The sequence below is a fragment of the Secundilactobacillus hailunensis genome (assembly GCF_005405185.1).
In the GTDB taxonomy this organism is placed as follows: domain Bacteria; phylum Bacillota; class Bacilli; order Lactobacillales; family Lactobacillaceae; genus Secundilactobacillus; species Secundilactobacillus hailunensis.
In genome coordinates this window covers 81900-95726 of the sequence record NZ_BJDO01000002.1, presented here as the reverse complement: position 1 = coordinate 95726, position 13827 = coordinate 81900, and the positions used below count along the sequence as shown (strand labels likewise).

General features: G+C 42.7%; 16 protein-coding genes, 2 tRNA genes and 1 other RNA gene. 6 read left to right on the top strand and 13 right to left on the bottom strand.

Annotated elements, in window-relative coordinates; translation table 11 throughout:
* Positions 1 to 85: 85 nt before the first annotated feature.
* Positions 86 to 1123 carry a branched-chain amino acid aminotransferase gene (locus FFM73_RS01095; protein WP_137629945.1) on the bottom strand — a complete coding sequence of 346 codons (1038 nt, stop codon included), beginning with the start codon at positions 1121 to 1123 and terminating at the stop codon, positions 86 to 88.
* Positions 1124 to 1323: 200 nt separating this feature from the next.
* Between FFM73_RS01095 and FFM73_RS01090 the strand changes: the two genes are divergently transcribed.
* Positions 1324 to 1653 (top strand): hypothetical protein, encoded by a 330-nt coding sequence (locus tag FFM73_RS01090; protein ID WP_054654096.1) that lies wholly within the window; start codon positions 1324 to 1326, stop codon positions 1651 to 1653.
* Between the two features lie 61 nt (positions 1654 to 1714).
* Here the strand turns inward: FFM73_RS01090 and FFM73_RS01085 are convergent, their stop codons facing one another.
* The 3 genes from FFM73_RS01085 to FFM73_RS01075 all read right to left on the bottom strand — a co-directional run bounded on the left by FFM73_RS01085 (position 1715) and on the right by FFM73_RS01075 (position 2750).
* Positions 1715 to 1921, bottom strand: a complete 207-nt coding sequence (locus FFM73_RS01085) for a hypothetical protein (protein WP_137629944.1) — start codon at positions 1919 to 1921, stop codon at positions 1715 to 1717.
* 29 nt (positions 1922 to 1950) lie between these two features.
* The gene (locus tag FFM73_RS01080) at positions 1951 to 2457 is read right to left on the bottom strand and encodes a CvpA family protein (RefSeq protein ID WP_171001147.1); all 507 of its coding nucleotides are present in this window, start codon (positions 2455 to 2457) and stop codon (positions 1951 to 1953) included.
* 221 nt (positions 2458 to 2678) lie between these two features.
* A tRNA-Gln gene (locus FFM73_RS01075) sits at positions 2679 to 2750 on the bottom strand.
* 192 nt (positions 2751 to 2942) lie between these two features.
* Between FFM73_RS01075 and FFM73_RS01070 the strand changes: the two genes are divergently transcribed.
* Positions 2943 to 3015: transfer RNA gene (locus FFM73_RS01070), tRNA-Glu, on the top strand.
* Between the two features lie 209 nt (positions 3016 to 3224).
* Here the strand turns inward: FFM73_RS01070 and FFM73_RS01065 are convergent.
* The 4 genes from FFM73_RS01065 to FFM73_RS01050 all read right to left on the bottom strand — a co-directional run bounded on the left by FFM73_RS01065 (position 3225) and on the right by FFM73_RS01050 (position 7868).
* Positions 3225 to 4571, bottom strand: coding sequence for a glucose-6-phosphate isomerase (locus tag FFM73_RS01065; RefSeq protein WP_137629942.1), 1347 nt, complete (start codon positions 4569 to 4571; stop codon positions 3225 to 3227).
* A gap of 93 nt (positions 4572 to 4664) precedes the next feature.
* Positions 4665 to 5516, bottom strand: a complete 852-nt coding sequence (locus tag FFM73_RS01060; RefSeq protein ID WP_137629941.1) for a GRP family sugar transporter — start codon at positions 5514 to 5516, stop codon at positions 4665 to 4667.
* A gap of 154 nt (positions 5517 to 5670) precedes the next feature.
* Positions 5671 to 7128: an ATP-binding protein gene (locus FFM73_RS01055; RefSeq protein ID WP_137629940.1), complete on the bottom strand. Its 1458-nt coding sequence runs from the start codon at positions 7126 to 7128 to the stop codon at positions 5671 to 5673.
* Complete coding sequence (locus FFM73_RS01050; protein WP_137629939.1) at positions 7125 to 7868, bottom strand: winged helix-turn-helix domain-containing protein; 744 nt, start codon at positions 7866 to 7868, stop codon at positions 7125 to 7127. Before FFM73_RS01050 ends, FFM73_RS01055 begins: the two co-directional genes overlap by 4 nt.
* Before the next feature lie 257 nt (positions 7869 to 8125).
* Here FFM73_RS01050 and FFM73_RS01045 point away from each other — a divergent pair, with 257 nt between their 5' ends.
* Positions 8126 to 8899, top strand: a complete 774-nt coding sequence (locus FFM73_RS01045) for a Cof-type HAD-IIB family hydrolase (protein ID WP_137629938.1) — start codon at positions 8126 to 8128, stop codon at positions 8897 to 8899.
* 63 nt (positions 8900 to 8962) lie between these two features.
* On the opposite strand, the gene ssrA is transcribed toward FFM73_RS01045, so the two are convergent.
* Positions 8963 to 9334: a transfer-messenger RNA gene (gene ssrA, locus FFM73_RS01040) on the bottom strand.
* Positions 9335 to 9404: 70 nt separating this feature from the next.
* Positions 9405 to 9770 (bottom strand): hypothetical protein, encoded by a 366-nt coding sequence (locus FFM73_RS01035; protein WP_137629937.1) that lies wholly within the window; start codon positions 9768 to 9770, stop codon positions 9405 to 9407.
* Between the two features lie 358 nt (positions 9771 to 10128).
* On the opposite strand from FFM73_RS01035, the gene FFM73_RS01030 reads away from it, so the two are divergent.
* Both FFM73_RS01030 and FFM73_RS12685 read left to right on the top strand, forming a co-directional pair.
* Positions 10129 to 11241, top strand: coding sequence for a serine hydrolase (locus tag FFM73_RS01030; protein WP_373278613.1), 1113 nt, complete (start codon positions 10129 to 10131; stop codon positions 11239 to 11241).
* Positions 11242 to 11700: 459 nt separating this feature from the next.
* Positions 11701 to 11862: a hypothetical protein gene (locus tag FFM73_RS12685; protein ID WP_171001146.1), complete on the top strand. Its 162-nt coding sequence runs from the start codon at positions 11701 to 11703 to the stop codon at positions 11860 to 11862.
* Positions 11863 to 11958: 96 nt separating this feature from the next.
* On the opposite strand, the gene FFM73_RS01025 is transcribed toward FFM73_RS12685, so the two are convergent.
* Positions 11959 to 12225, bottom strand: a complete 267-nt coding sequence (locus FFM73_RS01025; protein WP_054654113.1) for a hypothetical protein — start codon at positions 12223 to 12225, stop codon at positions 11959 to 11961.
* A 163-nt stretch (positions 12226 to 12388) separates the two neighbouring features.
* Positions 12389 to 12565, bottom strand: coding sequence for a hypothetical protein (locus tag FFM73_RS12680; RefSeq protein ID WP_171001145.1), 177 nt, complete (start codon positions 12563 to 12565; stop codon positions 12389 to 12391).
* Positions 12566 to 12853: 288 nt separating this feature from the next.
* Here FFM73_RS12680 and FFM73_RS01020 point away from each other — a divergent pair, with 288 nt between their 5' ends.
* On the top strand, positions 12854 to 13282 hold the full coding sequence (locus FFM73_RS01020; protein ID WP_137629935.1) for an OsmC family protein: 429 nt from the start codon (positions 12854 to 12856) through the stop codon (positions 13280 to 13282).
* 69 nt (positions 13283 to 13351) lie between these two features.
* Here the strand turns inward: FFM73_RS01020 and FFM73_RS01015 are convergent, their stop codons facing one another.
* A complete protein-coding gene (locus FFM73_RS01015) occupies positions 13352 to 13804 on the bottom strand; it encodes a MarR family winged helix-turn-helix transcriptional regulator (protein WP_137629934.1) in 453 nt (150 codons plus the stop codon).
* Positions 13805 to 13827: the final 23 nt, after the last annotated feature.

The following is a 13827-nucleotide window of genomic DNA, read 5'->3' as shown; positions in this document are numbered from 1 at the left end:
CCTAGAATAGCATAAGGCCAGCAGCTTCCCCAAGTCTCAGAGAGCTAACTGGCCTTATCTTTACCAATCTGTTAAATTTCTAAACTTAAACTTCGACTTTTTGAATCCAACCTTCAGGTGCTTTAACGTCACCAAATTGAATCCCGGTCAACGTGTCATACAGTTTCTGCGTCACGGGGCCAACCTCAGTTTCACTGTAGAAGACGTGCAGCTGATCTTGATATTCGATACCGCCAATCGGCGCAATCACCGCGGCAGTCCCCATCGCACCAGCTTCAACAAAGCGGTCGAGATCGTTAATAAAGACGTCGCCCTCGATGGCTTTCATCCCCAGGTTGTGTTCTGCTAGGTACAGTAACGAATACTTAGTAATACTTGGTAGAATCGAATTGGACTTCGGCGTTACAAACTCGTTGTTCTTAGTGACACCAAAGAAGTTTGCTGACCCAGCTTCTTCAATCTTGGTATGGGTTGCTGGATCAAGATAAATCACATCTGAATAGCCGGCCTTATGAGCTTCGCTACCGGGCAGTAAACTGCCGCCGTAGTTACCGCCGACCTTACTCTGACCGGTACCGTGAGGCGCTGCCCGGTCGTAATACGACGTCGTAAAGTTGGTGGGCTTCACGCCACCCTTATAATAAGCACCAACGGGCATGGCAAAGATCGTAAATAGGTATTCTGGTGCGGGATGAACCCCAATGTTTTCACCAACCCCAATCATCAACGGCCGCAAATAAAGGGTGCCGCCAGTGCCATACGGTGGGACATAGTCGGCGTTGGATTTAACAACTGACTTAACGGCTGCCAAAAATTTATCGGTGGGAAATGGCGGCATTAATAACCGTTCACAGCTCTTTTGCATCCGGGCAGCATTCCGGTCTGGGCGGAACAATTGAATGTCGCCGTTTTTAGTCCGGTAAGCTTTCAGACCTTCAAAATCAGCCTGACCATAATGCAGTGCGGTTGACCCCTCACTGATATGTAACGTGGCATCCTCAGTCAGCTGACCATCGTCCCATTGGCCATCTTTGTAGTGGGCTAAGAAACGATAGGGTAAATCCATATAATTAAAGCCTAAGTTTTGCCAATCAATTTCAGAAGGTGCTGGTGCTTTTGTCAATTGAACCACTCCTTATCAGATATTTACATTAGAAAACCGTAGTAGCTTTCATTGATTTTTAATAGATTGTATGCTGATTCCGCAGGGGTGTCAAGCGTCTCTCACTCGCCACCGCTCCCTAAGTCTTGCGACAAGTAAGCCTCATCTGCTACAATGTCAATACACGTTAATGCATGAAAAAGGAAAGAGGTTAATGTTCCTTGGCAAGTAATTCTGATTCAATCTATAACGTCCTTACCTTTGTCCAGCGACATCCAGACCGGGTGATTTTTAAGCCACGGGAGTACGCTAATTCTGTCACGGTCGGTATTCCTGACAGTGTAAAGGTCTCTAATCCTGAAATTTATTTTCCTAGTGACCGCTTAAGCGTGAACTTACTAGCGGACTCCTTCGTTGGTGAATATGGCGATCTGCTCAATCATTTCTATGAGCTGACCACCCAATCTAAACCTGATTACCGTGAAGTCTGGGTCACCACCAGTCATTTAAAACAGCAAAATCTGTACCTGTTAGACCTTTCTTTTGAATAGCGCCATACAAAAAATCCCATGATCAGTCGCAAACGGCTAATCATGGGATTTTGTAATTTCATTAATTATTTGAGAAAGCGCCGAACAGCCAACTTCCCAGCAGTACCACGACCACAATCGCAAAAATGCCAATAAAAGAAGACGCAAAAGCAACGATCAGGCCACCGACAATCAGGATTCCCAAAATACGAAAAAGCCATCCGAAAAGCCCGAGGAAAATTCGTAAACCAAAAAAGATAATGAGGCCTAACACGATCATTGTCATCATTTGACATTCTTCCTTTCTCGATAAATCATTTAATTATTATGCTGTTGCCAAGATCTGATCAGCTCTTTTGACATCACCGGTGTTTGTTTAACAATCTTTTGCGCGACTGGTGAGGTCTGATACTGCGTCTGAATCCATTGGTTAGGAAACAGCAGCAAAATGTTCAAAACTAAAAATAGTAACAGGTATCGTACGATAAAGTTGATGGCAGCTCCAGCTAAGGCATTAACGGTATGAATTACTGGTAGTCGGGTAATTAGATTCAAATCCCGACCCAAATGGCGAACCACTGAATACGTAAGACCAAACAGCACCGTGAACACGATTCCTGACAGCATTCTTGGCATCGGCACTGCTGTATTAACAGAGGTAAACGTGTGGAACAGAAACTGTGCCAGCGTCTGACTAAAGATAGCGGCAACGATCCACGCGACAATGTAAGCAATCAGCGACATTAAAACGGACACGAAGCCTCTGCGATACCCTGAAATCAAACCGAGCGCTAAAATAATAATAATGCCCCAAGTAAAAACCACAAAAAAACCTCCATTTACCAAAAAGCTATTTAAACTATACTAGCAAATTATCAGTAGAAATCGTCATTCACGAGCTAAAAAACATAAAAAATTAACTAATCATTGGTTCATTGACTATTTCCAAAATGGGCTGGCATTCAACCAATTCAATTTTACTATCTAGAAAACAAAAAACCGCTATCATTGATTAATTAAAACCAACAATAACGGAATGAATAAGATTGGGTATACTGGGCTCGAACCAGTAACTTACGGATTCAGAGTCCGTTGCCTTACCATTTGGCGAATACCCAATAAGTATCTGACAAGATAATAGTTTAACGGTTTTTAAAAATATTGTCAATAAGAATTGGAAAAATTACGGAGAAAATGCATGATTAACGCAGACTAACGAATATTCAATCAGATATATTGACTTTTAACGTGAAATCGTGTAAATTAGTATATTGTGTTAAGCCATTTAAATAGGTCAGATTCATAACCATTGCCCGCTGGTCAAATTGGTTAAGACATCGCCCTCTCAAGGCGGAGTTACGGGTTCGATCCCCGTGCGGGTGATTTTGAAACAATCTGGTAGAATGAGTAAGCTCTTAAATGCTGTTATGTCAGTGTTTAAGGGCTTTTTTTATGGATCTAATCTCATCTAAATAAAAGTACGCCCCGAAAAGCATTGAAAATGGTGATACTACCCATTTCGTTAACCGCAAAGACGGTTTTTGCTTTTCGAAGCGTACTTATTTTTTTAATGCTTAATTATCAACGTTGAATTAAAGACGCTTGTTAAGCTTCTTACCTAATTCTTCGTAGCCAGGCTTGCCAAGTAAAGCAAACATGTTGGTCTTGTAAGCTTCCACACCAGGTTGGTTGAATGGATTGATTCCGTTTAAGTAACCTGAAATAGCAACTGCAACTTCAAAGAAGTAGATCAAGTAGCCTAACGTATAAGCTGACTGATCAGGAATATGGATATCCATGTTCGGTACATTCCCATCGGTATGAGCTAACGTGACACCTTGAAAGGCCTTGGTATTAGCAAAGTGCATCGTTTCGCCTTCAAGATACTTCAAGCCATCAAGATTTTCAGCTGACTTAGGAATATCAATATCATGGTTTGGCTTGTCAATGAAGACAACGGTTTCCATTAAGTTACGGAGGCCTTCTTGAATGTATTGACCCAATGAATGCAAATCAGTGGAGAAGTTAGCTGATGAAGGATAAATTCCCTTTTCATTCTTCCCTTCTGATTCACCCATTAATTGCTTCCACCATTCGGCGAAGTACTGCATATTAGGTTCGTAGTTTTCCAAGAGTTCAGTTGTGAAGCCCTTCCGGTATAAAATGTTCCGGTAAGCAGCGTACTGATAAGCTTCGTTCTTGGTCAGATCAGGATCAGTATAGGCATCCATCGCATCGGCAGCACCGGTCATTAATTGATCGATATCTGCGCCAGAAGCAGCAATTGGTAACAAACCAACAGCAGTCAAGACTGAGTAACGGCCACCAACGCCATCAGGAATAACAAAGGTTTCGTATCCAGCAGCATCCGCTTCCTGCTTCAAAGCACCGCGCTTCTTGTCAGTTGTGGCGTAAATCCGGGATTTAGCACCATCTGCACCATACTTCTTAACTAACAATTCCTTAAAGATTCGGAAGGCAATTGACGGTTCAGTGGTTGTTCCTGATTTAGAAATAACGTTCACTGAAAAGTCACGGTCACCAATCACTTTAATTAAGTCATGCACGTACGATGGGCTCAGTGAATTACCGGCAAATAAGATCTGCGGATTTTCACGTTGGTCATCTGGCAAGTAGTTATAGAACGTTTCATGCAGAAAATCAGTTGCCATTTTGGCACCTAAGTATGAACCGCCAATACCAATAACCACTAAGACTTTAGAATCTGATTGAATCTTCTTGGCAGCTGCCTTGATCCGCGCAAATTCTTCTTTGTCGTAGTCCTTAGGCAACGTTAACCAATCTCTAAAGTCACTGCCAGCGCCGGAACCCGTTCTGAGTTCTTCATCCGCTGCGTTAACTAACGCCTGCATTTCTCCAAGTTCATTATCGTGAACAAACTTATCGAGCTTTGAAACATCAAACGAAATGTGTGCCATCTAACTGTACCTCACTTTTATTTTGATGACTCTATTATAAACTATTTAGCAGTAAAAATAAATGGACTATGCCGAAACCTGACTGAAATTTTACTATTTCAACATTCCTAAAATGACACTGCCGACGATAACTAAGATCGAACCAATCGTAATGTACACCATTTCGCGACCGGTCTTTTTCTCGCCTAAGAGCAAGATGCTACCAAAGGTTGAGATGATGATCCCGCTTTGTGCCAATGAGTAACTGATGGCTAACCCAACAGCTGGAATTGACATAAACATGAAGAAGTTACCAACACCCCAAACTAAACCAGTCCCAATGTTTTTAACCATTGGTTTCCCAAATGGCTTGTTGCGGGCGGCAAAGAGCAAGGCCCCAATTACCATACCAACTGATTGCGGCAGGAAAACTGCTTTGGAGTCTACACCGGATGAGTTAACAATGACCGTGTATAACGTGTATCCAATTGTGGAGAAGATCAGCGCACGAGCACCAGCGCCAGCATTGAACCCTTCTCTAGAAACGTTGGCGCGGTCTCGTAGCGAAGTGAACACGATCCCAATAATTAAAACAATCATGGCTGTGGTTCCCAAAACTAACATTTTGGTAGTTGTCCATTCATGGAACAAAAGGACACCTGCCAACGTTGTACATACTAATTGCATCCCAGTTGAAACGGGTACGGTGACCGAAATACCGATGGCCTTCATCGACTGAAATTGCTGGAATTGACCAACGGCCCAAAATAACCCAGAAGCAATCCCGATTAACCAAACAAAACTTGTCAAATGCGGGTGGAAATAAAACACACTAAAAATCCCAAAAAGTAAGGCCCCAACCGTCATTCCAAGGGTCTGCTGGTATGAAGTACCACCCAGCTTACCACTAATTAATCCAATACTCCCCCAACAAATTGCGGGAATCAAAGCTATAAGTATTGCCATGAAATTCACTCCGTTCTCTTTTCATAATCCAAAGCGTTTTTGAAAGCGCTTTATTCTCTTTTCATCTTTATTAGTGTACTAGAATTTTGTCAAAAAAAAAAGGATTATCTACAAAATCCTTCATTCTTAATCATTTTCTAAATTGACATTCATTTTATTCGGGCGTTTTTGTCGGAAAAATAACGGTAAATGTTGTGCCTTGGTCAGGCTTACTTGTCACTTCGATTTTGCCATTATGCAATAATACTAGCTGATGAACGATGGCCAGGCCCAAACCTGACTCCCCATACTTAGTATTCGTCCGTGATGGATCTGCCTTATAGAACCGTTCCCAGATATTTGCGAGCTGTTTTTTAGTCATGCCGATCCCAGTATCCGAGATCTTAAAGATCGTTTCGTGATAACCACGTTGCGCCAAAATCGTGATTTGACCATTTTCAGTGAATTGAATCGCGTTTTGGGTAATGTTGAACATGATCTGCACGAAACGGTCATAGTCCGCGTACACCTCAATGTCATCGCCACCCTGAATGCTAATTTGGTCGTTTTTAGCCGTCGCTTTTTGTGCCAGCTGCTCTGCCAAGCGTTTCAACGTGTCGATTGCGTTAAATTGCTGTTTATTCAAATTAATCTGGTTATTACGAATTTTTTCGTAGTCCAGGTTCTCATTAACTAAACGAATTAGACGTTTTGTCTCATTTCTCATTAAATCAATGCTCTGCGCCTTGCTATCTTCGGGAATTGCATCGTAGGCCAATCCTTCAAGCAGCCCATTAATGGTCGTCAGCGGCGTGCGCATTTCGTGCGCCGCATCCGCCATAAATTCCTTGCGGCGCTCTTCTTGACGTTGAATCTCTTCCTTTGATTCCTGCAAAGAACGCGCCATATTGTTAAAATCATTGGCGAGATCATCCACTTCATCGCGATTTTTACTTGGCACCTGAACCTCGTAATTACCATTGGCAACTTGGTTAGTCGCCTTACGTAGCCGGTTGATCCGCAACGTTAGATAGCGAGCAATCAAGAAAGCTAACAGAACGGCAACAAAGCTGGCCGTTAGTAACGCCTTAGTTAAGTTAGAATTGATCTTAGCAATGCTTGAATTGATATTGGAAACATAGGCCCCGGCTTTGACAACTGCCACTAAATGCTTGTGGTGATTTTGATCCGTGTAAAAATAGGGTTTCAAAATATCGGTCATGGCTGGTTCGACCTGCCCGTTAGCCGGATGGGCCTGTTGATCCATCACCTTTTGCACGATTTTCCCCTGCTGCAGTTTTTGCCAGTCGCTCGACTTAATCTTTGGAATATAGACATTATCGGGAAAAATCGCGGTGTTATCCCGGTTATAAATAGTAAAGTACACGGACTGATTACGTAGCAATACCTCACTGTTGAGCAGCGAGTCCGAATCAAACTTAACGTGCTGCGGATTACTCGAAGAAACCCGCACTGATTGTTCGACCAGACTATTGGCGTATTTTTCCAGACTCGTCCACGTACTTTGATAAACGTACTGCTTGGTCATGCTGCTGAATGAAAGCCCCAGCAACACCAATACAATGGCAACCATTGATAATAAAGCTAGTAATTGCTGGTAGACCAGTTTCATGACTCATCAGCTCCTGTATCATCGAACTTATAGCCAACCCCCCATACCGTTTGAATAATTTGCGGCCCGACTTTTTCAATCTTTTGCCGTAATTTTTTAATGTGGGCGTCAACCGTGCGTTCATCACCGTAATATTCGTAGTCCCAAACCAATTGCAACAACTGTTCTCTTGAGAACACCTGACGCGGCTTTTGAGCCAATGTCCGTAACAGGTCAAATTCTTTAGGCGTCAAATCATTGATCTGCTTGCCGTTCAAATAGGCTTCCCGCGTCTTACTGTTCAACTGAAATTTGCCCGTATCAATATCAAATTTTTCCTCTTCCTTGGTTGCAGAAGCAGATACGGTCTCGTGATCAGTGATCTTCCCACCAATTTTAGCGCGCCGATCTAATGCCTTAATACGTGCAATCAGCGTGATCGGACTAAAGGGTTTAGTGACGTAATCATCAGCACCCATTTCTAAGCCCAGTACCTGGTCGCTTTCAGAATCACGCGCCGTCAGCATAATAATGGGCACAGTTGGTGAGACCTTACGGATTTCGGCACTGACTTGCATCCCATCCAGCTTGGGCAAATTAAGATCTAGCGTGATCATGTCCCACTCATCCGGACTTTCATTAAACATCTGAACTGCCTGCTCACCGTCATACGCAAAGTGAGCGTCCCAGCCCTCTTTTTTAAAAAACATTTGCATCATTTCAGATACCGATTTATTATCTTCAATCATTAATATTTTCATTTTGAATCCCCCATCAATCGATGATATTTCATTTTAATGTTCACGCGGCTGCCCTCATTTTAGTAACCGTTATCATCGTTAGTCGTATCAATTATCTGGTCCATTTTTCTGGCTATCATGGCAGCATTTTACATACTGCTTTCTGTGCTTAATCAGTATCGTTCTTATTATACTCGAAGTGCACTATTCTTCACAAATCTAATATAAGAATGTGCTACAATCAACATAACAAAGTAACTGGAAAGGTGAACTGATTCATGACAAAAGCAATCGTCTTTTTTGACCTAGATGGTACCTTACTCAACGATAAAACCCAATTAGATCCTGAAGTGATCAAAGCTGTAGCACAGCTCAAAGCCAACGATGTTTTACCAGTTATCGCAACCGGCCGCAACATTTTTGAAATTAAAAATGTGATTCAACAAACTCAAATTGATACTTTAGTTTCTGCGAACGGCGCCTATATCGTCTTACGTGGCAAACCAGTCGATGTTACCGAAATCCCTAAGGACGTCATTAAGCGGCTGACTGCGCTGGTTAAAAAGCACGATGATGCTTACGCAACCCTGAATAATCAGACTGACCGCATCAACCGGATGATTGATAACGTCAAAAAAGTCTATCACTACATCAATAGTCCCATTCCCATTATTGATCCCACTTTCTGGCAGCTCTATCCCGTGCATATGATGCTGATCATCGCCACGGATGAAAATGACCAGGATTACAGAGATAGCTTTAAGGACGAACTGACCTTCTTTAGACAAACACCGTACAGTATTGATGTCATTGGCCCTGGCGTCTCCAAAAAAGCGGGGATTCGCACCCTACTCTCCCGGCCAGAGTTTAAGGATATCCCCACTTATGCCTTCGGTGATGGTAATAATGATTTGCCAATGTTTGACGTTGTTGATCACACGGTGGCTATGGGTAACGGTCTACAGCCCGTTAAAGAAGCGGCTGAATTTGTCACTACTGCTAATATTGACCACGGTATCATCAATGGCCTCAAGCATTTCCAACTACTCTAATTATAGACGTGATTAAAAAAACACCATGACTTCCAACGAATTGGAAATCATGGTGTTTTTATTTAGTGGAGATGGCGGGAGTCGAACCCGCGTCCAAGCATATCGCCACCCAGACCTCTACGTTTATATTCAGACTATTTAAAGTTCGCTGATCAATTCGCCGCCTGTCAGGGCCAAACATGAACAGCTAACCTGATTGATCTCTTCTGACGACTTCAGATGGGAGCCGCAAGCGTAAGCCCACTTAATTTGAGACCCGTATCAGACCCATGGGCGAGATCAGGCGGATCCTTACTTAGCGCTTATTAGGCAGCTAATGCAAGAGATTTTGAACTGTTATTTGCAGTTAAAAATTAGGTGAGGGTTTTAACGTAGAACCTCGCTACGAAACGCAGTCCGGACTCAACCTATACCTGTCGAATCCTTAACATCCCCATAAAACTACAGTATCTAGTTTAGCATACTAACCTCAACTTAGAAAGCCAAACGACTGCAGCTTAAACGATTAAAACTCCGTAATGGTCTCATCTTCTGATAATTCGAGCCACAGTGTGAGCGGCAGTGGATTAAAGTTTGACCACGATGACATATCGTTGTAGGCACGTTCTAATAAAGTACACTTTTGATGTTTCTTAAGCTCATCAAAAACCGTCAGAGCAAAAGTATTTTCTTCCAGATCCGAAATAACGGTTGGCATATGGTGTTGCCATTCAGTAATTAAATCTTGAAAAATGAGCAACTTACGCGCGTTTTTAATGGTGTAGTCCACCCCTTGAGCTCGCAACTTATCAACAAAGTCTTGATACTCTTGCATCACAGCGTCGCGGGCTTCTTCCCACTGCTGTGAATTATACGTTGGAAGCTTTGACATGTTATCCCTTCTTACCTGAAAAATAGGAATCTTGTTATATAAACTAATCAAGGCCCGCCAAACAATGACGGGCTTACTTAGTGCCTATGACTCAGACTAATGAGTTTCACTGCATTTGTCAACACACTTATTTAGGTAGGAAAAAATTAATCGCCATTTAATTTCACGACCATTACAATCAAATGACTACAACTACACAGTTTAATTACAATTCAGGTTACCCCGTTGTCAGACGCCCCCCTATCATGCTAAGTTGAAAGTAAAGAAAAGGGAGGAAATTATGACATCAACAACAGATCATCGTTTTACGCGCCTTGTCTTAATGACAATCGCCGCACTATTAAGTCTATTTAGTCTAATGACACTCAAACCGGCTGCAGCCTCTGCCGCCAGCTACAGTGTCTCCAGCAGCACCAACATGGCTAAAACAGCCTATCACCGTTCATCAAGCAAGGGGGCTGTTTACAACATCAGCCACACCAAAAAACTCGCTAATTTGAGCAGTTATCCAAACACGACTTGGTATGCAACTAAACAAGTCACCTTAAAGCACGGTTCTACTAAAGCCGTTTATTACGCCGTTAAAAACGGTGCTGGTACCATTTCCGGTTACGTTTGGCACAGTTATCTCACCAAGGGTCAAGCCCCGCTTTCACTCAAATATGCGCGATCAGCCGTTGCGATGAATGCCAAAACTGATAAAGTCGTTTGGTCTAAGAATGCGAATACTCCAAGGCCCATCGCTAGTATTTCCAAGTTGATGACCCTTTATTTAGTTGAACAAAAAGTCACTAATACCGGTTCGACCTGGGATTCCAAGGTGACTACTTCATACTCCGGCTTGAAACGAATGGGCGCTTCCAGCACTTATGGCGGCTTCAAATTTAACCATAATACCTATACCGTTAGACAGCTCTATCAAGCAGCTTTAATTGAATCTTCCAATAACGCTGCCATCGCTCTTGGCCAGTGGGTTGCCGGTGGTTCAACACCATCCGCTAACCACCAATTTATTGGTATGATGAATGCGCAAGCTAAAAAATGGCATTTAGGTAACGCGTCATTTGTTTCCGCTAATGGTATGGAACAATCTGCGCTGCGTGGCTACGGCTACTCAATGAGCGGTGGCAATGCGAACATGGTCTCAGCAAAAGACGTCGCTTTGATCGCCAAGCACTTGATCACTGACTACCCATCCGTCTTATCTGACAGCAGCCGTGGCAGCATGCGTGTCGACGGTCAGCTGCTTTATAACTACAACAACCTATTGCCAGGACGCCGGTACTATGATTCATCCTTAAAAGTGGATGGCCTTAAAACTGGGTTTACTAACCTGGCCGGCTACTGCTTTGTTGGGACTGGTCAAAAATCCGGTCACGATCGTCTGATCACGGTGGTCTTACATGATGAAGACGAATTTACTGAAACGCGATCACTGATGCAATACGTTTACGCTCGAAACTTGATTTAATTCCAGTATCCAAATACAGCCTGCTCACTAATTACCTTAGTGGACAGGCTGTTTTATTATGGCCCTACAGTTTAGGATCCCCTGTTGAGTCGTGTTATTATTAGCATACAATATTCGCTATTGACTGCTCATCGCTCAGATATGCCTCGTTGGAAAGGATCTTTCGTATGAAACAGATTTTGGTTGAACTCTTTGTTCTGCTACTCACCATCCTGCTATTTTTATTCGGTATGAACCAGTTCCATCAGCCCAGCAAATCTCGGTCAGCACTCCCAAATAATATTCAAACTAAATGTATATTTAGTATCTCACACTAGTCGTTTATAGCTTAATATCGGTAATATAGATATATCAATGTGTATATTATACGTATCAATATCAAAATAATGAATCCTTTTTATAGCTTTTAACTGCCTTTCTGGTATAATAATGACAACTTAAAACAAGGAAGTGTTCTGCATGAAAACCGCATCAATGAATGACTTTAAAACACCGCACTTTGACTTTGACCACCTGCGGCCAATTGCTCAAAAAGACCTGCAGCCATTTGATCCTGCCGAACGCAGCTATCTGCAAGCACATCACTATGCTGTTACACTGCAAACCAACCGGTTAATTTAACTCGTAGCCACATATAGCCAGGTAACCACGCATATCAAAGCGTGAGCCATCTGGCTATTTTAGTTTAAATGCTGACTTACAAATTAAAGCATGGTTTTATTCAGGGTCATCGAGATCACGTTCAATGTCAATGCCATACAATTTGTTAACCGCAGCTTCTCTAGGCGCCTGATGGACAACCAGAATCGTTGTCGCACCCTTGCTGCTCACGTAACCAGCAAAAGTCGTGACCTCTTCAACCACGTAGGCCAGACCATCTGAATGAATGATGTATTGACCAGCAACCGGCATCGTCTCAAAGTAGACCTTATTCATGCGGATGTAGTCATCACCATCGTGTAAAACTACCATAACTTTGTACAAACGAATCGCCCCTCTCTCAGCTTATTGTCATTAAACCACGATTAATGGCATGATGGCAACTCATGCAAGCCGTAAAGACGCTAAATTGGTGACTTTTGGACAATAAATAAGCGAGACGACAATTCGTCATCTCGCTTATTTTTAATCGTCCCAATCAACATCATTAAATATCCGTTTGTTCCCGCGTACTGCGCTGTTCCCCAAACAGTTCAGTATCGGCTCGTACCAACGACCGAAAGCGTGTCATCGTCTCAGCATCAACCACTTGAGCTTGTTGATCAAATTGCTTTACCAAGGCTCTTTGCACCACGGGGTGGCCTGAAAAATTTATCACATTCATCGTGATACCTCCAAAGCTTCAGGACTTACAAAACCTCTCCAACATCACAATTATTATAGCTCATCGTTAATGAATGGTCTAGTTATAACATCATGATTTTATTAAGCTAAGATTAATTTTATAAAGGATTTATTGTGCTGGATGCTGATACATGACTAATCAATCAATGATTTGCATAGGGTCACTCAGAAACTTTTAATTAAAAATATCATAATTGGTATAGTTAAGTGAACAACGTTGCACTTTCCTCATCAGTCCTCTAAAATAACAAGCAAAGGAGGACTTTAAATGGCAGATACAAAACATTATCTTCATCAATATGAAACAGAGGCCATTAATAATGATGGTGTCAATGGCGTTGCCTACGTTCCTAATGGGTTGGCTGTCGCTGTTAGCCATCCGTTAAAGGACGCTCCTGGCACTAATCCAGAACAATTGCTGGGCTTATCGCTAAGCACCTGTATGTCAGCCACACTAGAAGCCATTGAGAAGGAAAACGGCCTTCCCCACTTGGCGGAAGTTCACGTTCACGTCAGCATGGTCAAGGGAACTGACGGCTTAGAGTTTTTGGTGACCGCTTGCGTTCATATCCCCCATATTTCCCACGCGCTAGCAGTCGACTTTGTCCAGCAAGCTGAACGTCGCTGTCCGGTATCTAAGCTTTTAAGTAAAAGTGATAACTATACCGTTGAAGTAGTCGCTGGTTTTGACCAGTAACCAAATAAGCACCATTTGAACCGCCGTTAATCTGACCGTCCAAATGGTGCTTTTTCATTGATATTTTTCCTATGGCATTTGTGATTTATTCTCTAAATTAGCTGCATGGCTAAACTCACGAATAAATTCCAGCAGGTCCATGGCGCGGTCTTCACCGAAAATATCTAACCAGCCACCAAACCGTTTCACAGCCGCTTTGGCTAATATCGCCTCGATCTGCTGACCACGTGGTGTTAAGCGTAAAAACTGCCGCCGGTGATCCGCTTCATCTCGCTGCTGGTAAATATAGTCTAACTTTAATAAGACTTTGATCTGCCGCGAAATAGCACTGCGGGTCACCCCTCTCTTATCAGCGATTCGAGCTAAGGTCACGTTCGACTGCTGCGCAATATCATGCATGATCAAATACTGTTCGAACGACAAGTGATACTTCATTGCCGGCTCAGACACAAAGGAATCCAAATATTTAAGCGATTTCATGTACACATCAATATATTCATCTAATAGCTGTGCTCGTTCCATTTTTTCTCACCCTAACCATAATA